24 protein-coding genes and 1 tRNA gene are annotated in these 24,315 nt (G+C 70.8%); 11 read left to right on the forward strand and 14 right to left on the reverse strand.

The window, feature by feature from the left end; translation table 11 throughout:
* Positions 1 to 18 precede the first annotated feature (18 nt).
* Both ABZ833_RS01445 and ABZ833_RS01450 read right to left on the reverse strand, forming a co-directional pair.
* Positions 19 to 519 carry a hypothetical protein gene (locus ABZ833_RS01445; RefSeq protein ID WP_361039472.1) on the reverse strand — a complete coding sequence of 167 codons (501 nt, stop codon included), beginning with the start codon at positions 517 to 519 and terminating at the stop codon, positions 19 to 21.
* A 41-nt stretch (positions 520 to 560) separates the two neighbouring features.
* Positions 561 to 680 (reverse strand) — tRNA-OTHER (locus ABZ833_RS01450).
* A 398-nt stretch (positions 681 to 1,078) separates the two neighbouring features.
* Here ABZ833_RS01450 and ABZ833_RS01455 point away from each other — a divergent pair.
* Complete coding sequence (locus ABZ833_RS01455; RefSeq protein ID WP_361039475.1) at positions 1,079 to 1,699, forward strand: GNAT family N-acetyltransferase; 621 nt, start codon at positions 1,079 to 1,081, stop codon at positions 1,697 to 1,699.
* A 116-nt stretch (positions 1,700 to 1,815) separates the two neighbouring features.
* Here ABZ833_RS01455 and ABZ833_RS01460 read toward each other — a convergent pair whose 3' ends face one another.
* The 7 genes from ABZ833_RS01460 to ABZ833_RS01490 form a co-directional block, all read right to left on the reverse strand.
* Entirely contained in the window at positions 1,816 to 3,168 is a 1,353-nt protein-coding gene (locus tag ABZ833_RS01460) for a PQQ-binding-like beta-propeller repeat protein (protein ID WP_361039478.1), read from the reverse strand.
* Positions 3,165 to 3,713: a SigE family RNA polymerase sigma factor gene (locus tag ABZ833_RS01465; RefSeq protein WP_361039481.1), complete on the reverse strand. Its 549-nt coding sequence runs from the start codon at positions 3,711 to 3,713 to the stop codon at positions 3,165 to 3,167. The genes ABZ833_RS01460 and ABZ833_RS01465 overlap by 4 nt, the downstream gene beginning before the upstream one ends.
* 113 nt (positions 3,714 to 3,826) lie before the next feature.
* Entirely contained in the window at positions 3,827 to 4,276 is a 450-nt protein-coding gene (locus tag ABZ833_RS01470) for a response regulator (protein WP_361039483.1), read from the reverse strand.
* The gene (locus ABZ833_RS01475; protein ID WP_361041287.1) at positions 4,273 to 5,826 is read right to left on the reverse strand and encodes a CHASE3 domain-containing protein; all 1,554 of its coding nucleotides are present in this window, start codon (positions 5,824 to 5,826) and stop codon (positions 4,273 to 4,275) included. Before ABZ833_RS01475 ends, ABZ833_RS01470 begins: the two co-directional genes overlap by 4 nt.
* 70 nt (positions 5,827 to 5,896) lie before the next feature.
* Complete coding sequence (locus tag ABZ833_RS01480; RefSeq protein ID WP_361041290.1) at positions 5,897 to 7,168, reverse strand: fused response regulator/phosphatase; 1,272 nt, start codon at positions 7,166 to 7,168, stop codon at positions 5,897 to 5,899.
* Positions 7,169 to 7,413: 245 nt separating this feature from the next.
* The gene (locus ABZ833_RS01485) at positions 7,414 to 7,983 is read right to left on the reverse strand and encodes a DinB family protein (RefSeq protein ID WP_361039486.1); all 570 of its coding nucleotides are present in this window, start codon (positions 7,981 to 7,983) and stop codon (positions 7,414 to 7,416) included.
* Positions 7,984 to 8,027: 44 nt separating this feature from the next.
* Positions 8,028 to 8,840 (reverse strand): IclR family transcriptional regulator, encoded by an 813-nt coding sequence (locus tag ABZ833_RS01490; protein WP_361039488.1) that lies wholly within the window; start codon positions 8,838 to 8,840, stop codon positions 8,028 to 8,030.
* A 119-nt stretch (positions 8,841 to 8,959) separates the two neighbouring features.
* Here ABZ833_RS01490 and ABZ833_RS01495 point away from each other — a divergent pair, with 119 nt between their 5' ends.
* The 3 genes from ABZ833_RS01495 to ABZ833_RS01505 all read left to right on the forward strand — a co-directional run bounded on the left by ABZ833_RS01495 (position 8,960) and on the right by ABZ833_RS01505 (position 12,705).
* Positions 8,960 to 9,934 carry a 5-dehydro-4-deoxyglucarate dehydratase gene (locus ABZ833_RS01495; protein WP_361039491.1) on the forward strand — a complete coding sequence of 325 codons (975 nt, stop codon included), beginning with the start codon at positions 8,960 to 8,962 and terminating at the stop codon, positions 9,932 to 9,934.
* A 35-nt stretch (positions 9,935 to 9,969) separates the two neighbouring features.
* Positions 9,970 to 11,307 carry a gluconate:H+ symporter gene (locus tag ABZ833_RS01500; RefSeq protein WP_361039494.1) on the forward strand — a complete coding sequence of 446 codons (1,338 nt, stop codon included), beginning with the start codon at positions 9,970 to 9,972 and terminating at the stop codon, positions 11,305 to 11,307.
* A 66-nt stretch (positions 11,308 to 11,373) separates the two neighbouring features.
* Positions 11,374 to 12,705: an enolase C-terminal domain-like protein gene (locus ABZ833_RS01505; RefSeq protein WP_361039497.1), complete on the forward strand. Its 1,332-nt coding sequence runs from the start codon at positions 11,374 to 11,376 to the stop codon at positions 12,703 to 12,705.
* 6 nt (positions 12,706 to 12,711) lie between these two features.
* On the opposite strand, the gene ABZ833_RS01510 is transcribed toward ABZ833_RS01505, so the two are convergent.
* Positions 12,712 to 13,629 (reverse strand): GntR family transcriptional regulator, encoded by a 918-nt coding sequence (locus ABZ833_RS01510; protein ID WP_361039500.1) that lies wholly within the window; start codon positions 13,627 to 13,629, stop codon positions 12,712 to 12,714.
* A gap of 115 nt (positions 13,630 to 13,744) precedes the next feature.
* On the opposite strand from ABZ833_RS01510, the gene ABZ833_RS01515 reads away from it, so the two are divergent.
* The 6 genes from ABZ833_RS01515 (at position 13,745) to ABZ833_RS01540 (ending at position 19,475) form a co-directional block, all read left to right on the forward strand.
* Entirely contained in the window at positions 13,745 to 15,319 is a 1,575-nt protein-coding gene (locus ABZ833_RS01515) for an MFS transporter (protein ID WP_361039502.1), read from the forward strand.
* Positions 15,320 to 15,433: 114 nt separating this feature from the next.
* A complete protein-coding gene (locus tag ABZ833_RS01520) occupies positions 15,434 to 15,955 on the forward strand; it encodes a hypothetical protein (RefSeq protein WP_361039505.1) in 522 nt (173 codons plus the stop codon).
* Positions 15,956 to 16,205: 250 nt separating this feature from the next.
* Positions 16,206 to 16,778 carry an HPP family protein gene (locus tag ABZ833_RS01525; RefSeq protein WP_361039507.1) on the forward strand — a complete coding sequence of 191 codons (573 nt, stop codon included), beginning with the start codon at positions 16,206 to 16,208 and terminating at the stop codon, positions 16,776 to 16,778.
* Between the two features lie 76 nt (positions 16,779 to 16,854).
* Positions 16,855 to 17,688, forward strand: coding sequence for an aldo/keto reductase (locus ABZ833_RS01530; protein WP_361039510.1), 834 nt, complete (start codon positions 16,855 to 16,857; stop codon positions 17,686 to 17,688).
* Positions 17,689 to 17,854: 166 nt separating this feature from the next.
* Positions 17,855 to 18,043, forward strand: coding sequence for a DUF6479 family protein (locus tag ABZ833_RS01535; RefSeq protein WP_249585488.1), 189 nt, complete (start codon positions 17,855 to 17,857; stop codon positions 18,041 to 18,043).
* A 19-nt stretch (positions 18,044 to 18,062) separates the two neighbouring features.
* Positions 18,063 to 19,475, forward strand: coding sequence for an NADP-dependent succinic semialdehyde dehydrogenase (locus tag ABZ833_RS01540; protein ID WP_361039512.1), 1,413 nt, complete (start codon positions 18,063 to 18,065; stop codon positions 19,473 to 19,475).
* Between the two features lie 30 nt (positions 19,476 to 19,505).
* Here the strand turns inward: ABZ833_RS01540 and ABZ833_RS01545 are convergent, their stop codons facing one another.
* The gene (locus ABZ833_RS01545) at positions 19,506 to 20,963 is read right to left on the reverse strand and encodes an amidase (protein WP_361039515.1); all 1,458 of its coding nucleotides are present in this window, start codon (positions 20,961 to 20,963) and stop codon (positions 19,506 to 19,508) included.
* 127 nt (positions 20,964 to 21,090) lie between these two features.
* On the opposite strand from ABZ833_RS01545, the gene ABZ833_RS01550 reads away from it, so the two are divergent.
* The gene (locus ABZ833_RS01550; RefSeq protein WP_361039518.1) at positions 21,091 to 21,717 is read left to right on the forward strand and encodes a TetR/AcrR family transcriptional regulator; all 627 of its coding nucleotides are present in this window, start codon (positions 21,091 to 21,093) and stop codon (positions 21,715 to 21,717) included.
* A 2-nt stretch (positions 21,718 to 21,719) separates the two neighbouring features.
* Here the strand turns inward: ABZ833_RS01550 and ABZ833_RS01555 are convergent, their stop codons facing one another.
* From ABZ833_RS01555 to ABZ833_RS01565, 3 genes are all read right to left on the reverse strand, one after another.
* Positions 21,720 to 22,142: a hypothetical protein gene (locus tag ABZ833_RS01555; RefSeq protein ID WP_361039521.1), complete on the reverse strand. Its 423-nt coding sequence runs from the start codon at positions 22,140 to 22,142 to the stop codon at positions 21,720 to 21,722.
* A gap of 35 nt (positions 22,143 to 22,177) precedes the next feature.
* Positions 22,178 to 23,143: an LLM class F420-dependent oxidoreductase gene (locus tag ABZ833_RS01560; protein ID WP_361039523.1), complete on the reverse strand. Its 966-nt coding sequence runs from the start codon at positions 23,141 to 23,143 to the stop codon at positions 22,178 to 22,180.
* A 101-nt stretch (positions 23,144 to 23,244) separates the two neighbouring features.
* Positions 23,245 to 24,150: a glycoside hydrolase family 16 protein gene (locus tag ABZ833_RS01565; RefSeq protein WP_361039525.1), complete on the reverse strand. Its 906-nt coding sequence runs from the start codon at positions 24,148 to 24,150 to the stop codon at positions 23,245 to 23,247.
* Between the last annotated feature and the right edge of the window lie 165 nt (positions 24,151 to 24,315).

Here is a 24,315-nt window from a genome sequence, read left to right on the forward strand (position 1 = left end):
ACTCACGCAACTCCTGTCCTACGCCGCGGCATCGGTCAGCGGCGTTCCGCAGCGAGCGCAGTAGCGGGCGTCTCGTTCGGCGGCGAGACGGCCGCACTCGGGACAGACACGATCGAGCAGACAGACCGGCTCGCCCGCGTCGGAGCCGTCGGCCTGACCGGTACCGGGGGCCGGACGCCGACGGTGGGAGGTCGTGTAGACGAGCCCCTTCTCCCCCGCGTCCACGCAGCGCGTGATGCCCGCGGGCAGCCAGGCGAGGGCGCCGGGGGCGAGCTGCCAGGTCGCGTCCGGGGTGCGGAGTTCACCGGCGCCGGTCAGCACGGTGAACAGGACGCCGAACTCCTCCTCCGCGTGCTCGCCGATGCTCGCGCCCGGCGCCAGCCGCACGACGTCGGCGTCCAGATCCCTCGCACGGTCGCCGAGCGACCACAGGACGCTGATCTGCCCTCGCCCGGCGGCCGCGGTCTGCTCCGGCCCGACGAACTCCGGGGCGGCGGGGGCGGGGACAGGGGTGCTCATGCGGACTCCAGTCGGCGGAGGCGGACACGTAGGGTCGGCCGCGGAGCCGACGGGATTCGAACCCGCGGGCGAGGAAGGGCAAGGCCCGCCCTGTTCCCACCAGTCGACGTGAGAGGGGCTTCCCCCACGCCGATCGCATTGGACCGCTCTGCCACGGCTCCGCAGCCTGCGGGACTGCGCGATCCCGCTCCCGTGAGGATAGGGACAGCGCACGGCGGGGAGCGAGTCGATTGTCGCCGCGGACCCGACTCCCGGGATCCGACACCCTGCGATCAGGATCAGGGGCGCGGCCCGAGGAACAGGCCGCCGCTCGCGTCGATGACCTGCGGTCGACGGCCTCGGGGGCGATGCCGCCGAGGGCGACGCGGCGTTCCACGCCCAGGCTGCGGCCAGTGCCTGCCTGGGCGCCGTGCACCCTCGCTCGCGCAGCCCGATGCGGCGCTCTCCGAGGCCAGTTCGGGGTCTTCTCGCCACCGAGGCGATCCGCCTCACGCCTCCGGGCCGGGGCCGACGATGTCCTGGGACCCCCGCCCCGCCGACGAAGATCATCACGTGCAGAATGGCCCTTATGTCGATATCGAACACTCCGAAGACGGCAACGCTCGACGACGCCTCGCCGATCGGCCGCACCCTGGCCCGCGCCTTCGACGACGACCCGATGATGCGCTGGTTCTTCCCCGACGACGCCACGCGTGAGGCGGGGCTCGGCCGCTACTTCGCCACGATCTTCACCCGGCAGTACGTCCGCCACGGCGTATGCGAGCACACCCCGGCCGCGGCCGCCTACTGGGTGCCGCCGGGCGCGCAGGACAAGGCCGTTCCCGACGCGGAGACCATCCAAGAACTCACGGCGATCCTGGGCGACCAGGCGCCGCTGTTCCAGCAGGCCGTGGAGGCCGCCGCCGGGCACGGCCCCCAGGAGCCGCACTGGTACCTGGCCGTGCTCGGCGCGGACCCCACCGTCCAGGGGCAGGGCCACGGGGCCGCCCTGCTGCGCTCGGGTCTCGCCAAGGCCGACGCGGACGGCCTGCCCGTGTACCTGGAGTCCTCCAAGCCGTCCAACCTCCCCGTCTACGAGCACTTCGGCTTCACGGTGCTTGGCGAGGTCCAACTCCCGGGCGGCGGACCGACCTTGTGGGCGATGCGCCGCGCGCCTCGCCCCACGTCCGAGACCGCGTGACGGTTCGAGTGCTTGGCTGAGCGTCGAGTCGGGTGCTTGGCTGAGCGTCGAGCTCGCGCCACGACACGGGCCGTCGGCCGGGGGCAGGTGTCCCGCCCCCGGCCGACGGCCTTCGGTCAGTCGCCGATCCGCGGCAGGAGGGAGACCGTCATGGTTCCCTTCTGGGCGACCAGCACATCCCCGTAGAGCATGAGTTGGGGCGGGTTCGCGAAGCTGGGCCCCTGCTGCTTGCCGGTGTCGACGTGATCGCGCCAGACCTTCTCGCCCGTGCGCAGATCGAGGCCGGAGAGGTCTCCGTTCGGGCTGAAGAAGTACACGACCCCCTGCCTCGCCGAGACCACGGGAGGCGCGATGCCCGTCACCATCTCCTCACCGGGCATCTTGACGCCCACCGGTGCGGTCCACAGCTTCTCTCCCGTGGTCAGTGAGTAGGCCGACGCGTTGCCCTCCCAGCTCACGGAGATCAGACGATCGCCGACGACGTCCGAACCGGCCACCTTCCCCTCGATCCGATGGGAGTGCGAGGTCTGCTTCCCGGAGCTGTCGACGGTGGTCATGTGCCTGACCTTGGCGGCCGGATCCCTCTGTTCGATCAGGACCATCCGGTCCCCCGACGTCCCCATGAACTGGTGCCTGCCGGGGATGGTCGTGATCTTCTTGGCGTCGCCGGTGGCGGGATCGAGCCGGATGACATCGGTGTCGCCCGGCTTCTCCGTGTCCGGCGTGCACAGGAGATGGGGTACGCCGCTCAGGACCGCCCGCTCGCACGCGATGCCCTTGTCCCAGGTGTGGCGCCACTTCTCCTTGCCGGTCAGCGGGTCGAGGGCCGACATCGTGCGCAGTGACGGGGTGTTCGCGAGGACCGCCCCGTCGATGAGCATGGCGGCCTGGTCGGTGCGGTCGTCCTGCGGCATCTTCTTCTTCCACAGCACGTCGCCGTTGTCGGCGTCCACCGCCATCAGATCGGTACCGCCCATATAGTCCCCGTCCGGCAGGTTCTTGGCGGTGTGATTGCGGTAGGCGTAGACCACGCCGTCGCGCACGGCGAACGGGTGGTCAGGGCCGTCGCCCTCGCGATTGACCTTGACCGTCCACAGGCGCTCGCCGGTGTTGGCGTCGAACTTCGCGGCGTCGTACTTGGACCCGGCGCAGTACAGCGCCGAACCGTCCACCACACAGCCCCGCTCGGCGACACCCGCGGCGTCGTTCTGCCACGGCTTCCAGCCCTCCGGCGACGCCGCGGGACGCACAGGCCGGTCCTGCTCCCCGCCGGCGCCGCCCCCGAAGCCGAGCACCGCCCCCACGCTGATCGCGGCAACGGCCACCGCCGCCCCCGCGGCCTGCGAGAAACGGCGCCTGCTGCGCCGCCGTACGACCTGCTCGACCAGGTCCCCGGGCGCCCGCACCCGGTCAAGGGCGACCGCGTGCAGCGTCTCCCGGACCTTCTCCTCGACGTGGTCCGTCGTCATCCCTGCATCTCCTTCGGCGAATAGCTGAGCGGCTGGACCTGGTCCACGGGCCTTTCGGGCCCGAGCTCCGGCACGAGGACACGGAGCTTGGCGAGCGACCGGTGTGCCGTGCTGCGCACCGTGCCGACCGGGCATCTCAGCAGCGCCGCGACCTCGGCCTCCGGCAGGTCCTCGAAGTAGCGCAGTACGACCACGGCCCGCTGCCGCTTCGAGAGACGACGCAGCGCCGCCCACAGCGCGATCCGCAGCTCGGATTCCGACTCCGCGCCCTCCCTGGCGGACTCGGGCAGCACGGGCACCGTCGTCTCGGCCCGGTGTCCGCGCAGTCGCCAGCGGTTGACCTGCTGGCGGTACAAGATCTGCCGGACGTACGCCTCCGGCTGTTCGATGCGCGCCCAGCGTCCATAGGCCTTCATCAGCGCGATCTGCAGCAGATCCTCCGCCGCGTGCCGGTCCCCGCCGGTGAGCAGCACCGCGAGCCGCAGCAGCGCGGTGGAGCGCATGGCTACGAACTCGCGGAACTCGTCGTGACTTGAGGCCTCCATCGACCCTCCCCTTCTTGGCAACCATCACGACGCGATGGACCACCCGCGGCTATCCCTCGGCGGACGAGATTGTGCGATCACACCAAGTGGCATGACGGGAGAGGGGTGAAGACTCAGCCGTGGCGGCGCGGCAGGCGTACGACCTGGACGAAGAAGTCATCGATCTGGCGTACCGCGGCGATGAACTGATCCAGGTCGACCGGCTTGGTGACGTAGGCGTTCGCGTGCAGTTTGTAGCTGCGCAGGATGTCCTCCTCCGCGGCCGACGTGGTGAGCACCACCACCGGGATGTCCTTCAGGTCCGGGTCCGACTTGATCTTCTGAAGGACCTGGCGCCCGTCGTACTTGGGGAGGTTGAGGTCGAGCAGGATGAGATCGGGACGCGGCACTTCCGTGTACGCACCGCGCTGGTAGAGGAAGTCGAGCGCTTGCTCGCCGTCCCGGGCCACGTGCAGCTTGTTGCGGATCTTGTTGTCCTCGAACGCCTCGCGCGTCATCAGCTCGTCGCCCGGGTCGTCCTCCACGAGGAGCACGTCGATCGGCGTGGCGGAAGGGGTGCTCATGTCAGGGCCTTCTCCTCGGTGCGGGATGCGGAGTCCTGTGCGGTGCGGGGGTCGGCATCGGCGTCGGACGGCAGGGTGAAGCACACACGTGTCCCCCCGGTGTGGCCGCTGTCGATCCAGATGTGGCCGCCGTGATGCTCGACGATCTTCTTGCACAGCGCCAGGCCGATGCCGGTGCCCCCGTAGGCGTCGCGGCCGTGCAGCCGCTGGAAGATCACGAACACCTTCTCCACGAACTCCTCGGGGATGCCGATGCCGTTGTCGGTGACACAGAGGTTCCAGGTGCCGGAGCCCTCGTCTTTTTCGCAGGTGATCCGGATCCGCGGGGTGCGCTCGGGGTGGTGGAACTTGACGGCGTTGCCGACGAGGTTCTGCCAGAGCATCGTCAGGAGCGTCGGGTCGCCGACGGTCTCGGGCAGCTTCTGCGGACGTTCGACGAGCGCGCCGGTGTCCCGGACGGAGGTGTCCAGGTTGGCAAGCGCCTTGGTGAGGGCCTGGTCGAGGTCGACGGGCACCCGGGCGTCGTTGAGGCGCCCGACCCGGGAGAAGGTGAGCAGGTCGTTGATGAGGACCTGCATGCGCTTGGCGCCGTCGACCGCGAAGTCGATGTACTGCTTGGCCCGGTCGTCGAGCGTGTCTGCGTACCGTTTCTCCAGGAGCTGGCAGAAGGAGGCGACCTTGCGCAGGGGCTCCTGCAGGTCGTGCGACGCGACGTAGGCGAACTGCTCCAGTTCGGCGTTGGAGCGCCGCAGTTCCACGGCCTGGGCGTCCAGTTCTGCCGCCTGCTGGGTCAGCACGTCCCGCTGGCGGCGTGAGGCTTCCAGTTCCGCCACCATCTGCTGCCGCATGCCCTCCACGTCCTCTGCCACCGCCCTGAGGTCCGCTGGACCGTCGACCGTGATGACGTGGTCGAAAGCGCCGCGCGCCACCTGGCGCGACGAGACGCGCAACGCCTCCAGAGGGCGGGCCACCAGCGTGCGCACCAGGAACGCCAGGGCGATCCCGGACAGCAGGAAGACCGCCACCATGGCGCCGAGGATCACGGTGCGCACCGTGCGGGTGCTGTCCAGCTCGTCCTTGCCGTCCTCGACGGCCCGTGCCAGGTCGGCGTTCTGCGCGGCCCACACCGTGCGGATCCGGTCGAAGACCTTCTTGCCGCGCCCTGCGTTCGTCGCCGCGACGGCGCGTGGCTCACCGGGCGTCACATCGGCCACCAGCGGCTCGGCGTAGGCGCGCCGCCAGTCCGCCGCCTCCCGCTGGACCGCCTTGAGGTCCGCCATCAGGCGGGGCCGGTCGCCGATGAGGTCGCGCAGCCGAGCGGCGGCGCGGGCCTCGTCCCGCTTGCCCTGGACGTAGGGGTCGAGGAACTGACGGTCGGCGGTGATGGCGTAGCCCCGGACGCCGGTCTCCTGGTTCACCAGAGCTGCCTGCAGGCGGTACGCCTGCGTCCGGGCGGGCTGGAGGCGGTCGGTCAACTGGTCGGTCACGTCCGCGGTCTGTCCAAGGAGGCGGGCGCCGACCACGGTGCCGACGACCACCAGAAGCGCCATCAGAGCCAGCACCAGCTGGAACCAGCCCTGCACCGTCAGCCGACGGCCGATCCATGCCCTGCTCCTCGTCTCAGCCACGGCGTTGCTCCCCGATACTGCTCTTGTAGCGCCCTTCGGCCACCGCTCGCGTCGGCCCGTCGCCGTCCCCGTGCCAGTGCAGGTGCACCACGGCCACGTCGTCGGCCAGGCCGCCCTGGTCCTCGGCGAGATCCTCGGCCCGCTGGATGAGCGTGTCGACGAACGCCTCCGGCGCCAGCTCGGCCAACCCCCGTGCGAGGCCGAGGAGTCCTTCTTCGCCGAGACGCCGGCGGCCCTTGCCCACATGCCCCTCGAACAGGCCGTCGGTGAACAGCACCAGTGCCGAGCCCGCGGGAAGGGGCACCTCCTCGACCGGCCAGCGCAGCGCGCCGGGCACGACGCCCAGGGCAGGACCGCCGGCCACCTCGACCCACTCGACGCCGCCCTCCGCGGTGCGCAGCAGCATCCCGGGATGGCCGGCGCGCGTCAGCCGCACGTGCTGTGCCCCCGCCGGGACGGAGAGGCTCGTCAGCGTGGCGAAGACATACGGCTTCGCACGCTCCGCCAGCATGATCTCCTCGAGCCTGCCCACCTGTTCGGGGCCGGTGACGCCGCTGAGCACCAGCGTGCGCCAGGCGATGCGCAGCGCGACGCCGAGGGCCGCCTCGTCGGGGCCGTGGCCGGAGACGTCCCCTATGAGCGCGTGCACGGTGCCGTCCGCGCCCTGGACGATGTCGTAGAAATCGCCGCCAAGCAGGGCCTGGGCGCGGCCTGGCCGGTAGCGGGCCACGACGTCCACACCCGCGCTGTTCAGGAGCGGCCTCGGCAGCAGTCCCCGTTCGAGGCGGGCGTTCTCCTGGGCCTGCATCTGGCTGGCCTTCAGGGCGACGCCCGCCTGCTCGGCCTGCTTGCGCTGGATCGCGTAGCGCACGGCCCGGCCGAACAGCTCCGGTTCCACCCGGCCCTTGACGAGGTAGTCCTGGGCCCCCGCGGTCACGGCGGCGAGGCCGGTCTCCTCCTCGGCGAGGCCCGTGAGCACGACGACCGCGACCTGGTCGGCATGGGACTGGACCATGGACACGGCCTCCAGCCCCTGGGCATCCGGCAGATGGAGGTCGAGCAGCACGCAGTCCGGCACCTCCAAGGCCAGTGCCTCACGCGCCTCGGACATGGAGCGCACCCACCGCAGGCGCATCTTCAGGGCGCTGTCGGCGACGAGTTCCTCGACCAGGAGCGCGTCGCCGGGATCGTCCTCGACCAACAGCACCGACGGCTGCGGCAACTGCCGCGCCGGTGCAATGTCGTTCTCGGCCGCCAACCGCACGCCGGAAGTCCATGGCTGTGGCGCCACCGCTATGCTCCCGCCTTCCCCACCCGGTAAGTCCGCCTGGCCGCTGGGCCGTTGCCGACGGCACCACGGAGCCGAGTCCGCTCGCGGTGACCGTCGAATGGTCTCCGGATCTTCGCACAACGCACACACCGCTCGGTAGCGGAACGTCGAGGCCGCCGGGCCACACCGAGCAGCGGGCGCGGGCAGAGGAACCCCTGCAAGGGGGAGCCGAGTTGACGCTACTGGCCGACCCTGCCGTCGATGCACTCACGCAGCAGGTCGGCCTGCCCGCAGTGCCGGGCGTACTCCTCGATCCTGTGCACCATGAGCTCCCGGACCGCGAACCCGTCCTTGCCCAACCGCTCGCCCAGGTCCGGGTGCTGGGCCAGCTCGGCGTCCAACGCGGCCTGCTCGCGCGCCAGATCGGCGTACGCGGCATCGACCTGGGCCTGCTCGCCGACCGCTCCGTCGAAGTCCGCGTCGCGCTCGCCGTACAGCTTCGGCAGCTGATCGCCGTCGCGGAGCCAGTTGCGCCAGTCCCGCTCCACCTCGGCGAGGTGCCGCACCAGGCCGAGCAGCGACATCGTCGACGGCGGTACCGAACGGAGGGCCAGTTGCTCAGGGGTCAGCCCCTCGCACTTCATCCGCAGGGTCAGGCGGTAGCTCTTCAGGAAGTCCTGCAGCGTCGCCAGCTCACCGTCCGGGCTGACTCCGTCGCTGTTGCGCGGGTCGTCGTCCGGGTCGGCCCACATGTCGGGGTAGGTGGTCGCCTGCGTCCATCGTTCGGGTCGGTCGCTCATGCGGGCCATGGTCGCCCGCGAGGGTCCGGCGCGCCACCGACTTTCGCGGACCGTCAGCGCCAGTCGGGCGCGCCCGAGACGGGGGACAGGAGGCTTTCGATCTTCGTCTGGATCTCCCGCATGACGGACACGACGCGGCTCTGGTGTGCGTCGGTGAGCCGGGCCACGGGCACCGAGCAGCTGATGGCGTCGACGGCCGGCGCGTCGTAGCGCAGGGCGAAGCCGAAGCCCGCGATGCCGCTCACCGTCTCCTCGCGGTCGATCGCGTAGCCGCGCTCACGCACCCGTCCGAGGTCGGCGAGCAGCACGGCGCGGTCGGTGTGCGTGCTCTGCGTGAACGCGGTCAACGGGCCTTCGCCGAGCGGGAGTTCGGCGTCCGGCCGCTCGGCAAGCAGTGCCTTGCCGAGGGCTCCGGCGTGCGCGGGGACGCGGCGGCCGACCCGGCTGATGGTGCGCAGGTACTCGTGGGACTCACGGGTCGCGAGGTACACGACGTTCGGGCCGTCGAGCCGTGCCAGGTGGATCGTCTCGCCCAGGGCGTCCGAGGCCTCGTCCAGATACGGGCGGATGGCGCGCACCCGCGCGTCACCGTCGAGGTAGCTCGTGCCGGTGAGCAGCGTGCGGATGCCGATGCCGTAGAGGGATCCGGTGGTGTCCGTGCGCACCCAGCCGCAGTCGACCAGGGTCCGCAGCAGCTGGTACATGCTGCTGCGCGGCACGTCCATCTCTTCGGCGAGTTCGTCAAGGCGGGCCGGCCGGTCGGCGCGTTCGGCGAGCAGCTCAAGCAGCGCGACGGTGCGCAGCGCCGACTTCACCCCGCGGACTCCCGGGCCGGCCGCGCGGTCCGTGCTGCTGCTCTCCGCCATGCGCCCATCGTAGATCCGCGGCGTCCACCCATTGACCCCTGTCATTCATGACCCTAGCCTCCATTCTCATACGTGGACGCCATCTGCATATAGAGATGAGATTCATGAACGAGCACGGCATGAACGAACACAGCACGACCAAGCTCAGTACGACGCCCCAGAGCGTTGCCCAGCGGCTGCGGGAGGGCATGGCGCGCGGCGTGCTGTCCTTCCCGCTGACGAGCATGGACAGCGACGGCGGCCTGGACCTGGAGTCCTACCGCTCCTATCTGACGGCTCAGTTGGCGGCGCAGCCGGGCGCGGTGTTCCCCGCGTGCGGAACCGGCGAGTTCTTCTCGCTCGACGAGGAGGAGTACCGCGCGGTCATCAGGGTCACGGTCGAGGTCGCCGACGGCCGGCTGCCGGTGGTGGCGGGCACCGGCTATGGGTGGGCCCAGTCGCTGCGGTTCGCCCGGATCGCGGAGGAGGAGGGCGCGGACGCCCTGCTGGTGATGCCCCACTACCTGGTCGAGGCGTCACAGGACGGCCTGGTGGAACAGCTGCGCCGCCTCTCCGCCGGCACGCGGCTTCCTCTCATCGCCTATCAGCGCGGCCAGGTCACCTTCCGTGCCGATGCCCTGCGCCGGATCGCCGGGATCCCCACCGTCATCGGCCTCAAGGACGGGCACAGCGACCTCGACCGGCTGCAGCGCCTCACCCTTGCCGCCCCCGACGGCTTCCTCTTCTTCAACGGCGCCGCCACCGCGGAGATCCAGGCCCGTGCGTACGCCACCGTCGGTGTCCCTGCCTACTCCTCCGCCGTCCACGCCTTCGCCCCCGAGATCGCGAACGCCTTCTTCACCGCACTGCGGGAACGGGACGACACCGCGGTGGACCGGCTCCTTCGGGAGTTCTACGTCCCGCTGGTCGAGCTGCGCGACCGGGCTCCCGGATACGCCGTCTCGCTCGTCAAGGCCGCCGCCCGGCTGCGCGGCCTCCCGGTCGGCCCGGTGCGCGCGCCCCTCACCGACCCCGGCCCTGAGGACATCGCCGACCTGGAGAAGGTGCTCGACGCCGGTCTTGACCTGGTCCGGGCCACGCGGCACAGGCCCTGAACACACCCGCATCCACAGTTCAAAGGGGAACTGAAATGCCGCTCGTCGTAGTCGGGATCAGCGTCTTGGTCCTGCTGTTCCTCATGACCCGGCTGAAACTGAACGGTTTCGCCGCCCTCCTGTTCGTGGCGGTCGCCGTCGCCCTCGTACAGGGGATTCCGGTCGCCACGATCCCCGACGTCCTCTCGGAGGGCATCGGCGGCCAGATCGGCGACACCATGCTCGTCATCGGGCTCGGCGCCATGGTCGGCCGCGTCATGGGGGACTCCGGTGCCGCGCAGCGCATCGCCAACAAGATGCTGGACGCCTTCGGACCGCGATGGGTCCAAGTGGCCATGGTGGTCACGTCCATGCTCATCGGCGTCACCATGTTCTACGAGGTCGCCTTCATCATCATCGTGCCCATCGCCTTCACCCTCGTACGCGTCACCGGGGCGAAGCTGCTGTGGATCGGGCTTCCGATGTCCATCACGCTCTCCACGATGCACAGCTTCCTGCCTCCGCATCCGGGCCCCACCGCCGTGGCCGCGACGTTCCACGCCTCCGTCGGACTCACCCTGGTCTACGGCCTGTTCATCGCGGTACCCGCCGGCGCGCTGATCGCGCTCGTGTGGCCGCGGCTTCCGTTCATCAAGGCGATGAACCCCTCCATCCCCAAGGGCCTCGTCAGCGAGCGCGAGTTCACCGACGAGGAGATGCCCGGCATGGGCTGGGCGCTGACCGTGGCGCTCTTCCCCGTCGTACTGATCGCCGGTGCCTCGGTGACCGAGATGGCCACCTCAGGCGAGAGCCCGTTCCTCCACTTCGTCACCTTCATCGGCTCGGCACCCATCGCGCTTCTTCTGACCCTCCTCCTGGCGATCTGGGCGTTCGGCCCGCGCATCGGCCGCAGCCTGGCCGACGTCAGCGCTTCCTGTACGTCGGCGGCGCAGGCCATGGCGATGATCCTGCTGGTGATCGGGGCGGGCGGTGCCTTCAAGAACGTCCTCGTCGAAGGCGGCATATCCGACCACATCAAGGACACCACCGACAGCTGGTCCATCTCGCCGATCATCCTCGCGTGGCTCATCGCGGTGATCCTGCGTATCGCCCTCGGCTCCGCCACGGTCGCCGTCGTCACCGCCTCCGGTGTGGTGCTGCCGCTCCTGGCGAACAGCGGCGTCCACCCCGAGATCCTGGTGCTCGCCGTCTCCTGCGGATCGATCGCCTTCTCGCACGTCAACGACCCCGGATTCTGGCTGTTCAAGGAGTACTTCAACCTCTCCGTCATCGAGGCGATCAAGGTCCGCACCACCTATACGACGGTGCTCGCGATCCTCGGCCTCGGCGGCGTACTCGCGGTGGAGTGGGCCCTGGACGTCCTCAGCCTCTGACCCACCACCCGACCCGCACCCCGCTTCGAACTCCCCCTACCTCCGACACCCGAGGAATCCGTGATCATGAACAGGCAGCCGACCGTCACCGCGTTCAGCGTCTACCCGGTCGCAGGCCGGGACTGCATGGAGCTGAACCTCTCCGGCGCGCACGGCCCCTATTTCACCCGCAACATCGTGGTCCTGCGGGACTCCGAGGGCCGCACGGGCCTGGGCGAAGTGCCGGGCGGCGAGAAGATAACCCAGACCCTGCGCGACGCCGAGTCCCTCGTCGTCGGCGCCCGCGTCGGTGACTACAAGCGCGTCCTGCGCGAGATCGGCGACCGCTTCGCCGACCGTGACGCAGGCGGACGCGGCGCCCAGACGTTCGACCTGCGCACCGCCGTCCACGCCGTCACCGCCGTCGAATCCGCGCTGCTCGACCTCCTGGGCCAGCACCTGGAGGTGCCCGTCGCGGCGCTGCTCGGGGACGGACAGCAGCGCGACTCCGTCCGCGTCCTCGGCTACCTCTTCTACGTCGGCGACCCCGACCGCACCGATCTGGAGTACGTCCGCGAGCCCGATTCCCCCGTCGACTGGCACCGCGTCCGGCACGAGCAGGCGCTGTCCCCCGACGCGATCGTCCGGCAGGCCGAAGCCGCCTACGACCGCTATGGCTTCCGGGACTTCAAGCTCAAGGGCGGCGTCCTGGAGGGAGCCGAGGAGGTCGCGGCCGTACGCGCGCTCAAGGACCGCTTCCCCCAGGCCCGCATCACCCTCGACCCCAACGGCGCATGGTCGCTGCGCGAGGCGATCGAGCTGTGCACGCCCCTGACCGACACGCTCGCCTATGCCGAGGACCCCTGCGGCGCCGAGGACGGCTACTCCGGCCGTGAGGTCCTGGCCGAGTTCCGCCGCGCCACGGGGCTGCCGACCGCCACCAACATGGTCGCCACCGACTGGCGGCAGATGACCCACGCCCTGGCCCTGCAGTCGGTCTCCATCCCCCTCGCCGACCCGCACTTCTGGACCATGCAGGGCTCCGTGCGCGTGGCGCAGCTGTGCAACGCGATGGGCCTCACCTGGGGTTGCCACTCCAACAACCACTTCGACATATCCCTGGCCATGGTCACCCACTGCGGGGCCGCGGCCCCCGGGGACTACAACGCCCTGGACACCCACTGGATCTGGCAGGAGGGCCTGGAGCGCCTCACCACCGCCCCGCCCCGCATCGTCAACGGCGAGATCGCCGTGCCCGACGCCCCCGGCCTGGGCATCGAGCTCGACATGGACCGTCTCCTGGCGGCCCACGACCTGTACCTGCACAAGGCACTGGGCGCGCGCGACGACGCCACCGGCATGCGCTACCTCATCCCCGGCTGGCAGTTCGACAACAAGCGCCCCTGCCTGGTGCGTTGACGACCTTCAGGACTGGGGGACGCCCTGGCCGTCGATGAGTTCCGCGACTCCGTCAAGGAGCCGTTCGAGCCCGAACTCGAAGAGCGTGCCGAGCTCGAGGTCGAATGCGTCCTCGCCGAAGAGCGTGGACAGGATCGGATAGGCCCCGCTGGTCTGGATCGCGTCCATCCGGGGCTCGTGGGACGTCATCCACTCCTCGGGGGTCATGCCGGTGTCCTGCCGCGCCTGGGCCTCCAACTCGCTTGCCATCGCGACACCTTGGGCATGGGCGAGGAGCGAGAGGTGGACGTGGATCATTTGGTACGGGGTGAGTCCCACGCCGCTCAGGGCGGCGAGGACACGCTCCGTGTACCGCATGGCGTGGGGTGAGGCGATCGGCCGGGTGAGGGCGGCCATCGCCCGCCCCAGCCAGGGGTGACGCTCGTACGCACCCCACAACCACCGCGCCTCCCGGGCCAGTTGTGCACGCCAGCCACCCGGCCCTGGGCCCGGCGGTTCCTCGCTGAACACCGCCTCCGACATCAGCCGTACGAGTTCGCCCTTGCTCGGGACATGCCGGTACAGGGCCATGGTGGAGGTGCCGAACTCGGCCGCGACGCGTCGCATGGACAGCGCCGCGAGCCCCTCCGCGTCGGCGAACGCGATCGCGGTGCGGATGATGCGCTCGCGGTTCAGGCCCTGGCCGGGGGCCACTCGGTACTCCCGCGCCGGCTCCGCGACCACCGTGCCGACACCGGGCACGGCGCGTACCAGGCCCTCCTGGTTCAGTGCGGCGAGCGCCTTCGTCGCGGTCGCCATGGCGACGCCCCACTCCTGGGTGATGCGCCGGGTGGAGGGGACACGGTCGCCGGGAGCGAGCTCGCCGGAGTCGATCCGGTGGCGGATGTCCTGTGCGATGCGGAGATAGGGCGGGTCGGCGGCCATGGGCTCACTGTACTAGTGCACCAGGTGCACCCTCACCCTGCTGGGCAGCGGCACTCAGGGAGGTGCACTAGGTCATTGTTTGCGGTGTACGCGCCGATCCGATTCCGTGCCGGACATGGAGAACACACCCAACACCCGCGCGGGCCGCAAGGAATGGACCGCCCTCGGCGTCCTGATGCTGCCCCTGCTCCTGGTCTCGATGGACGTCTCGATCCTCTACTTCGCGATTCCCTACATCAGCCAGGACCTGGAACCCAGCGCCACACAGCAGCTGTGGATCCTCGACATGTACGGCTTCGTCCTCGCCGGCCTCCTGATCACCATGGGCGCCCTCGGCGACCGGGTCGGCCGGCGCACGCTGGTGCTCGGGGGCGCCGCGGTCTTCGGCGCGGCCTCGATCGCCGCCGCATACGCACATTCGGCCGAACTGCTCATCGCCGTACGGGCGTTGCTGGGTCTCGGCGGCGCGGCCCTGATGCCGTCCACACTCGCCCTGATCCGCAATCTGTTCCGCGACACGAGGCAGCGCGCCCAGGCGGTGACCCTGTGGACGGGGGTCATGACCGCGGGCATCTCCCTGGGCCCCGTGGTCAGCGGTCTGCTCCTTGAGCACTTCTGGTGGGGTTCGGTCTTCCTGATCAATCTGCCCGCGATGGCGCTCCTGCTCGCCCTGGTCCCGTTCCTGGTGCCGGAGTTCAAGGCGCCGCAGCAGGGCCGCTTCGACCTGCTGAGCGCGGCACTCTCGCTCGCCGCCCTGCTCCCGGTCGTCTACGGCATCAAGGAGCTGGCCCAGCACGGCTACGAGCCGCTGCCCGCTCTCGGCGTCACATCGGGCCTGGTGCTCGGCTTCGTCTTCGTGCACCGCCAGAAGCGTCTGACGCACCCGATGATCGACCTCGGCCTGCTGGGCCGGCGCGCCTTCGGCGGCCCGGTGGTCGCCAACCTCCTCGCCATGTTCGCCACGGTGGGCATGGCCGTCTATCTCACGCAGTATCTGCAGTCCGTCCTCGGGATGAGCCCGTTCGAGGCCGCCCTGTGGAGCCTGGTGCCGGCCGCGGGTCTGGCCGTCATGGCCCCGGTCGCGGCCGTGCTCGCCCAGCACGTCGACCGCGCCTTTGTCATGGGCGGCGGCTTCCTCGTCTCCGCCTGCGGCTTCCTCTGGCTGACCCAGGTGCACGCCGACACGGCGCTCTGGGTCACGCTGGCCGGCGCATCGGTCTACGCGGGCGGCCTGGTCGCCGCCATGACGCTCGCCAATGAACTCGCCCTCGGAGCCGCACCGCCGGAACGCGCGGGCTCGGCCGCGGCCGTCCTCGAGTCGGGGCAGGAGCTGGGCGGAGCCCTGGGCATGGCGATCCTCGGCTCGATCGGCGCGGCGGTGTACGGCCGCGACATGGCCGACGCGCTCCCGGCGGGCGTTCCGCACGCCGACGCGGTACGCGAAACCCTGGGCGGCGCGACGACCGTGGCCGCGGGACTCCCCTCAAGCACGGCGGACACCGTGCTGTCGGCGGCACGTGACGCCTTCACCCACGGGATGGGCTTCGCGGCACTCGGCGCGGCCGTCGTCATGGCCGCGGCGGGCCTCTTCTGTCTCGTCCTGCTGCGGGGCGCGGGCAAGGCCAAGCACCCGACCGATCCGCCCTCCGAATCCACCGTGACGCCGCTGACGGCACACGTGGTGCCATAAATGACTCCACATGGCGCCACGCATGTGCCATGATGGCACCAAGGGGAGCATCCCTCGGCCTCGCAGGCCGAGGGACGCGCGTTACGCGGAGTGAGTCATCTAAGGGGCCGGGCCATGAAGACAGCACAGAATCAGCAGCAGACAGCGCCCGGCACCTTCACCGCGTTCGCCCGCTTCGTGCTCTGCGGCGGCGGGGTGGGGCTCGCCTCCAGCTTCGCGGTGGCGGGCCTAGCCTCCTGGATTCCCTGGGTTCTGGCCAACGCATTTGTCACCGCGGTCTCCACGCTCCTGGCCACCGAGCTGCACGCCCGCTTCACGTTCGGTGCGGGCGGGCGCGCGACCTGGCGCCAGCATGCCCAGTCGGCCGGGTCCGCTGCGGCCGCGTATGCGGTGACCTGCGTGGCGATGCTCGTCCTGCAGCAGCTGGTGACGTCGCCCGGTGCGGTGCTCGAGCAGGTCGTCTACCTGACGGCCTCCGCGCTCGCCGGTGTCGCGCGGTTCGTGGTGCTGCGCCTCGTCGTCTTCGCACGCAGCCGCTCGCAGGCCGCCGCCACGGCCCCGGCCCGTCCCGTGCACACGGCCGTGGCCCGCGCCTCGGCCCCGGCCGATCCCGCGGCGCTCTGCCCTGCCGCCTGACGGTCCCCCGTCGTGTCGCACGTCAAATGATCACTGTATTGGTCCAGGTCAGCACAGTGATCACCGGACCTGGCCGCTAGCCGCGCGACTCGACTTCGTAGGATCTCGGGTGAGTACGCGGACGCCCCGACCCCGGGCCGCCGATGTGCCGGCGCCCCCTGCCGACCGTACGGGCGGCCGTGGCGACTCCTGCCCTCTGTCACCCCGCCGTCCGGGTCCCCCGTCGGCTGAAGTCCGGAACGTCCTTCTCTTGAGCACCGACGAAATCATCGAGGCGCCGCCCGCGCCTGCCCAGCCGCACCCCCGTACCGGCACACGTCCACGCATCCTGCCCCGCCTTGCGGGCCGCGCCCCCGCCCCACCGCCCGCGGGCACCGCCCTGCACAACATCAGTGCCGTCACCGCCGTTCTGCTGGCGCTCGTCGCCGTCGGTTCCGTCGTCCACGAGCCGGTCCTCATACCCCCGCTCGCCGCGTCCGCCGCGATCGTGCACAGCGTCCCGCGGCTCCCGCTGGCCCAGCCGCGCAGCGTGATCGCCGGGCATCTGCTGTGCGCCGGCGTCGGATACGCGATCCTCGCCGCTCTGGGCAGCGCCCCCTGGGCCGCCGCGCTGGCCGCGGGCATCGGCCTCGCCGTCATGACCGTGGCGCGCACCCCGCACTCGCCGGCCTGCGCCACCGCCGTCGTCATCGTCCTGCACCACCCCCGGCCCGCCACCTTCGTCCCCCTGCTCGCCGGATCGGTCGTCGTGGTCGTCCTGGCGGGGTGGGCCGCCTCCTGTGCCCGTCCCAGCGCGCCGCGCTATCCCGCGTACTGGTGGTGATCAGTTGTGCGACGGCACGGGGGCGTGGTGATGTTCTTGGCGAAGCAGAGAGCAGAAGTGCGAGAAGGGATACGTGATGGCAGCGGCTAGGACAGTGACCTTCCCCTCCGGCGTGAGCGTGCCCGCCCTGGGCCAGGGCACCTGGCACATGGGCGACGATCCTGCGCGCCGCGCCGAGGAGTTGGCCTCCCTCCGCAGGGGTCTGGACCTGGGCATGACGCTGATCGACACGGCGGAGATGTACGGGATGGGCGCCTCCGAGGAGCTGGTCGGCGAGGCGATTCGCGGGCACCGCGACGACGTGTTCCTGGTGAGCAAGGTGCTGCCGTCGAACGCCGACGCCCGCGGCACCGCCGAGGCCTGCCACGCGAGCCTGCGCCGTCTTGGCACCGAACAGATCGACCTGTATCTGCTGCACTGGCGGGGCGGTGTCCCGCTCTCCGAGACCGTCGAGGCGCTCGAAGGCCTCGTGAGCGACGGCAGCATCGGCGCCTGGGGCGTGAGCAACCTCGATGTCGACGACCTGACGGAACTCCCCGAAGGCGCCCTCCCGCAGACGGACCAGGTGCTCTACAACCTCACCCGCCGCGGCCCCGAGTACGACCTGTTCCCCTGGTGCCGCGCACGCTCGGTGCCCTTGATGGCGTACTCCCCGCTGGAGCAGGGCCGACTGCTCGGCCATCAGGCCCTGGAGTCGGTGGCGTCGGCGCACGGGTGCACACCGCTTCAGGTGGCGCTCGCCTGGGTGCTGCGCCACGACGACGTCATCGCCATCCCGAAGGCCTCCACCGCGGCGCACGTGGAGGAGAACCACGCCGCCCTCGACCTCAGCCTCACCGACGACGACCTCAAGGCGCTGGACGCCGCGTTCCCCGCGCCAGTGCGCAAGGAGCCCCTGGAGATCCTCTGACGGCCCCGCCCGAGGAACCCGGCCGGCAAACAGGAAGTGTGCGCTCCGCATGTCAGGGCACCCGTCACGTCGCTGCGCATGCTTGCCCGAGCATGTCGCTCTAGGGTGAATCCCGGGGCCCGCAATGCCCGGAACCACAGACTTCGGGCCGTACAGGAGGCCATTCATGCCCCTCGCCGCAAGCGGAACCTCGTCGCTGATGCTGATCATCGGCGTGGTGATCGTCGTCGTACTGCTCGGTCTGTTCATTTTCGGACGGCGGCAGGTCACTCGACGCCCCGACCCGCCACAGGAACCCCAGCCGCGCGCGGATTCCTGGGAGGAGCCCCACGAGGATCCTCCCGAGTCGCGCTAGGCGTCCCAGGAGGAACGGCATGCCCATCGCCACGGTCGACCCCGCCACCGGCGAGACGCTCGAGACCTTCGAGCAGCTCGATGACGTGAAGGTCGAGGCTCGTCTGGCGGCCGCCCACGCCGCGTTCGGCCGGTACCGCACCAGCGATTTCAGCGAGCGTGCCCGGCTGATGAACCGGGCCGCCGATCTCCTCGAGGAGGACAACGCGTTCATCGCCCGCACCATGACCACCGAGATGGGCAAGCCCGTCAAGGCGGCAAGGGCCGAGGCGGCCAAGTGCGTCAAGGCCATGCGCTGGTACGCCGAGCGGGCCGAGGAGCTGCTCGCGGACGAGCGGCCCGCACAGGCCGACGTCGCGGATTCCGGCGCGGACCGGGCCGTCGTCCGCTACCGCCCCCTCGGCGTCGTGCTGGCCGTGATGCCGTGGAACTTCCCTCTCTGGCAGGTCGTACGGTTCGCGGCCCCCGCCCTCATGGCGGGCAACGTCGGTCTGCTCAAGCACGCGTCGAACGTCCCCCAGACGGCCCTCTACCTCCAGGATCTCTTCCGCCGCGCCGGGTTCCCCGAGGGCTGCTTCCAGACGCTGCTGGTCGGCTCGGGTGCCGTCGAGGGCATCCTGCGCGACGAGCGGATCGCGGCGGCGACTCTCACCGGCAGCGAACCGGCCGGTCGCTCGGTGGCGTCCATCGCCGGTGACGAGATCAAGAAGACCGTCCTGGAGCTGGGCGGCAGCGATCCCTACCTCGTACTGCCGAGCGCCGACGTCGAGCGGGCCGCCGCGACCGCGGTGACCGCCCGGGTGCAGAACAACGGGCAGTCCTGCATCGCCGCCAAGCGCTTCATCGTGCACGCCGACGTCTACGACGCCTTCCGTGACCGATTCGTCGCGGGCATGCGGGAGTTGACCGTCGGCGACCCGGCGGACGAGGACACCGATGTCGGCCCGCTCGCCACCGAACAGGGCCGCAAGGACCTGGAGGAACTCGTCGACAACGCGCTCGACCGCGGCGCCACCGCGCTGTGCGGCGGGCAGCGCCCCAAGGAGCAGGAGCGTGGCTGGTACTACTCCCCCACCGTCCTGGCCGACGTGACCCCTCAGATGCGCATCCACCGGGAGGAGGCGTTCGGCCCGGTGGCCACGCTCTATCGCGTGGCGGACCTGGACGAGGCCGTAACCCTGGCCAACGACTCGCCGTTCGGGCTCAGCTCGAACGTGTGGACCCGCGACGACTCCGACGTCGAGCGCTGCGTACGGGACATCCAGGCGGGCGGCGTCTTCTTCAACGGCATGACCGCCTCCCACCCGGGCCTGCCCTTCGGCGGCGTCAAGCGCTCGGGCTACGGACGTGAGCTCGCGGGGCACGGCATCCGCGAGTTCTGCAACGCCACGACGGTCTGGTACGGCCCGTCCGACCCGGGCGCCAAGGGCTGACCCGCACACCAAGGGCTGAGCAAAGCCGCGTTATCCGGGACGGCCCCCGTGGTTCCCCGCCCACACCGCGGGGGTGCGGCCCGACCACGGGCTTGCCTGTTCCAGTTGGCCTGCGAGGCGGAAGAGACGGCCTTCGCGCCCGTAGCCGGCGGCGAACTGCATGCCGATCGGCAGCCCCGTCCCGGGATCGGCCGTCACGGGCACGGACATGGCAGGCGTGCCCGCGACATTGAACGCCGTGGTGAACGGCGAGCGGTCGTTGAGGCGCTCGATCCAGCCGAGGCCGTCAAGCGCCTCCGTGCCCTCGGCGTAAGCACCCAGGGGCATCGGAAGCTCCGGCAAGGTCGGGGTGAGCAGCACGTCGCGGGCGTCGAAGCACCGCGCCAGGCTACGAGCCACCCTGTTCCGCATCGCGAGGGCGGCGACGAACTGGGGTCCGCTGACCCGCTGCCCGTAGTGGTAGCCGGCCAGGGTCTCCGACTCCAGGGTCGAGGAGTCGGCGGGCCGGTCGAAGGCGGCGGCGAGACCGTCGACCAAGGCCGTGAGATTCGCCGTCATCAGCCGGGCGTTGGCCAGGACGAACTCCTCCCAGTCGGCCCCGAGGTCCACCGTGACCTCCTCCACCTGATGGCCGAGGGATTCGAGCAGGCGCACGGTACGGCTGAGAGCGTCGGCCACCGGTTTCGTGGTCCTGCGTCCGCCCCATGCCTGGGTGAGGACACCGATGCGCAGCACTCCTGGGTGGCGGGTGATTTCCTCCGCATAGGGCCGGGGCGGCTGCTCGGCGAAGTAGGGGTCGCCCGCTTCCGGCCCGCGGATCCGGTCGAGCAGTGCCGCGCTGTCGCGCACCGTGCGGCTGACGCTGCCGTGCACGGCAAGCCCGCTGAAGATCTCGTCGACGTCGGGGCCCATGGAGACGCGGCCACGGGTGGGCTTGAGCCCGAAGAGGCCGTTGTAGGCGGCGGGTATGCGGATCGAGCCCGCGGCGTCGGTGCCGTGTGCGATCGGGACCACCCCGGCCGCGACAGCCGCGCCCGCTCCCCCGCTGGATCCGCCCGCGCTCCGCTCCAGATCCCATGGGTTGCGGACCGGGCCGTGCAGGAGTGGTTCCGTCGTGATGCTGTAGGCCAACTCCGGTGTCGCGGTGCGCCCGAACGTCACGAGGCCCGCGCGGCGAAGACGCACCATCAGGGAGGAGTCGGCAGCTGCGACGTTGCCGACGGCGAGACGGCTGCCCAGCTCCATGCGCCTCCCTGCCATGGAGACTCCGAGGTCCTTGATCAGGAAAGGGACCCCGGCCAGCGGTGTGCTGCCGGGGGTGGGCTCGTCGTCGGTCGGCCAGGTCTCGACGATGGCGTTGATCTGCGGATCGACCGCCCTCGCGGCCTCGCGGGCGGCTGCTTCCAGCTCGGCGGGGGTCACCTCGCCCCGGGCCACGAGCTCCGCGAGCCCGACCGCGTCGAAGGTCACGTACTCGGCAATTCTCACTGTCACTCCCAGCGGAAAGAACGATACCGTCGAGTCCCTCACGATACCGATCGGTATCGCATGGGACGGGCTGGTACCGTAGCAGGCGTTGAGAGCCCCACAACTGACCGGACGTCACGGAGCAGGCATGACATCGACCGCCGGCAGGCCGGGCAGAGTGGCGAAACTGCCGCCTCGCGAGCGCATCCTCGACGCCGCGGAAGAGCTCTTCCAGAGCGAGGGGATCCAGCGCGTGGGCGTCCAGGCGATCGCCGACCGGGCCGAGACCACCAAAATGGCGATCTACCGGCACTTCGAGACCAAGGACGCCCTGGTCGCGGAGTGGCTGCGGATCGTCGCCGCCGAATACCGCGCGGCCTTCGACCGGGTCGAGGCCCGATACCCCCGGCAGCCCAGGGAGCAGATCCTGGGCCTGGCCCGCTTCATCGCCGAGGGGCTGCCGGCGATCTCACACCGGGGCTGCCCCTTCATCAACTCCATCGCCGAGCTGCCGGACCGCGCCCACCCCGCACGGCAGGTGATCGAGAAGCACAAGGCCCACCAGACCCGCAGGCTGATCGCCATGTGCGCCGATGCCGGGCTGCCGGACCCCGAACAGGCCGCGGCCGAGATCACCTTCGTGCTCGAAGGCGCGCAGGTCAGCACCCAGAACGGAAGCGTCGATCAGGTGGGGGACCGACTGATGAGAATCGTCGAGGGAGTCATCGATCGGCACGGCTCCCCGCGCGAGGCGTCCCGGACGACCACCGGCTGACCTCAGCGCCCCGGGAGCGGCGGCTCCCCGTGCTCGGCGCCCGTCAGGCGCAGTTGCACCTGCACCTCCTGGTCGCCGGATGCCGTGCCGGTGTCCGCGGCGACGAAGGCCGATGCGAGCGTGGCACGCAGTCGGCCCACCGCCACCGGTCCGCCCTGCAGGTCGGCGGTGACCGGGCCCGCGAGGAGCACGCCTCGGACAGGCCCCGGACTGTGGGCTGCGAGGAAGGCACCGGTCCAGACGGCGGGCCGGGGCTGTTCCGTCCGGTGCGGCGCGTCCTCGCCGCGGTCGGAGGGGAAGTGGGTGCGCAGCACGCCGAACACGGCGTCCGCGTCGGCCGCGGAGCACTCTCCGAGGACCACTTGCACGAGGTCGGGCGAGTCGGGCTGCGTGGTGCGGGATGCGGGGCCGTGGGTGTCGTTCACGCTGTTCTCCCTTGGATCGCGGGGGTGTGAGGTGCTCAGAGGTCGCGCAGGGCGGGCAGCAGCTTCTGCTCGGCCCAGTCGATGAAGGGGCGTTGGTGGTCGCCGCCGACCTGGACCAGGGCGACTTCCGTGAAGCCCGCCTCGACATAGGGACGTACGGCGTCGACGAAGGTGTCGACGTCGTCACCGCACGGGATCTGGTCCGCGATGTCCTGCCGGGTGACGTGCTGGGTGGCGCCCGCGAAGCCGGACGGTCCCGGCAGTTCGGCGTTCACGGGCCAGCCGCCCGCCGACCAGCGGAACTGGTCGTGTGCGCGGGCGACGGCCGCGTCCTTGTCGGTGTCGTAGCAGACGGGCAGCTGGCCCACGCGCGGCTTGCCGCTGCCGCCGTGCCGGTCGAAGGAGTCGAGCAGCTCGGCCTTGGGTTCGGTGGCGATGAGCAGATCGGCGAGGCGGCCGGCCAGCGCGCAGGACCGTCCGCCGGAGACGGCCACGCCAATAGGCGGCAGCTCGTCGGGCAGGTCCCACAGGCGGGCGTTCGCCACGTCGAAGTGGGTGCCCTGGTGGTTGACGTTGTCGCCGGTGAACAGCGCGCGGATGATGCCGACCGCTTCCTCGAGCATCTCGAGGCGGACCTGCGGGGACGGCCAGCCCTCCCCGACCACGTGCTCGTTGAGGTTCTCGCCCGAGCCGAGCCCGAGCCGGAAGCGCCCCTCGGAGAGCAGCTGCATCGTCGCGGCCTTCTGGGCCACCACGGCCGGGTGGTAGCGGACCGTCGGGCAGGTCACGTACGTCATGAGCGGGATCCGCGAGGTCGCCTGGGCCGCCGCGCCGAGCACGCTCCACGCGTAGGGCGCGTGCCCCTGCGAGTCGAGCCAGGGGAAGTAGTGGTCGGACGTGACCGAGAAGTCGAATCCGGCCCGTTCCGCCGCCACCAGGTCGTCGACGAGGGCACGGGGCCCTGCCTGCTCGGTCATCATCGTGTAGCCGATTTGCACCATATTTGTACGCTTTGCCGAACCGCCTCCGCTGAAACATCCGCATCAGCAGGCACATGAGGCTGCTGCCCCCGCGGCGCGGGACCACTCGGCCCCTTCCGGCCCTATTTCCAGTCGTACGCGTACGCGGCGACCCAGGTGATCTCCAGCTGCGCGCTGCTGCCGGGCTCGGCTCCCGGGCCTTCCAGGGCGCTCTCGTTCTGCAAAATCCACGACAGCGGCTGGTCCGGCACGCCCCGCGTGTCCTGCCCCGTCTCCCGTCCGTCCACGAAGAAGCGCACGCGTCCGGGGGTCCACTCGGTCGACACCGTGTGCCACTCGGTCCACTCTTCGGCGCCGCGGAACGAACCCTGTTCGCCGCCGCCGCACGGGTGGTGGAAGGCGGTGAGGGATCCGGCCCAGTTGCCCTCGGGGTGGTCCATCTCGCAGCCCCCGCCGTAGTGCAGCCACGCCGACTTGTACCCGGCGGCGGGTTTGGTCACCTTGATACGGGCGCTGTACTTGCCGTACTTCATCTGCATGACGGCACGCGGTACGACCGCCGCCGCGTGCACCGGCCCTCCGTCGTCGGGCCGCCACATCCGGATGCGCATACGGCCGTCGCCGTTCTCCGCAGGGCCGACGCTCACGGTGTCCTCCGGGTGGTAGACACCGACGACGTCACGGCCCCGGTCATTGGCCGTGTCCTGCCAACCGGTCGGGTAGGCCCACCAGTTGTCGCGGTAGGAGCCCTTGAGACCGTCGCAGTACGCGGCGGACGTGTCGGCGTGATGGTCGCAGTCGCTGAACGCGCCGAGCGGCACCCGATCCCCGTTGAAGTCCTCGGCGACGACCTGCCAGAACGGCCCGCAGTCGCCGCGCGGCAGCTCCGTGCCGACGCTGCCGCAGGCATCGGCCGACTGCGGCGCTCCCCCGGCGCTGGGGATGGCCAGCAGGGCGGCGAGCAGTGTGGTGCCGAGCGCCGCGAGCACGAACGGCCTGCGCCGTCTCACCGCCGCGTGTGATCCCATCGCGATGCCCTTCCTCCCGGCCGCGCACGCACGCCCCACAGGACCCGGCGGACGCCTCGCGCGAAGGGGTCATCCTCGCGGAGGCCGGGAGGTCCCGCCATACCGCTGACGCCACCGGACCCGGTCACGTCACAGACCCGGTCGCGGAACGCGCCGACAACGTGA

The organism is Streptomyces sp. NPDC047525, from assembly GCF_040643025.1.
GTDB lineage: Bacteria > Actinomycetota > Actinomycetes > Streptomycetales > Streptomycetaceae > Streptomyces > Streptomyces durmitorensis.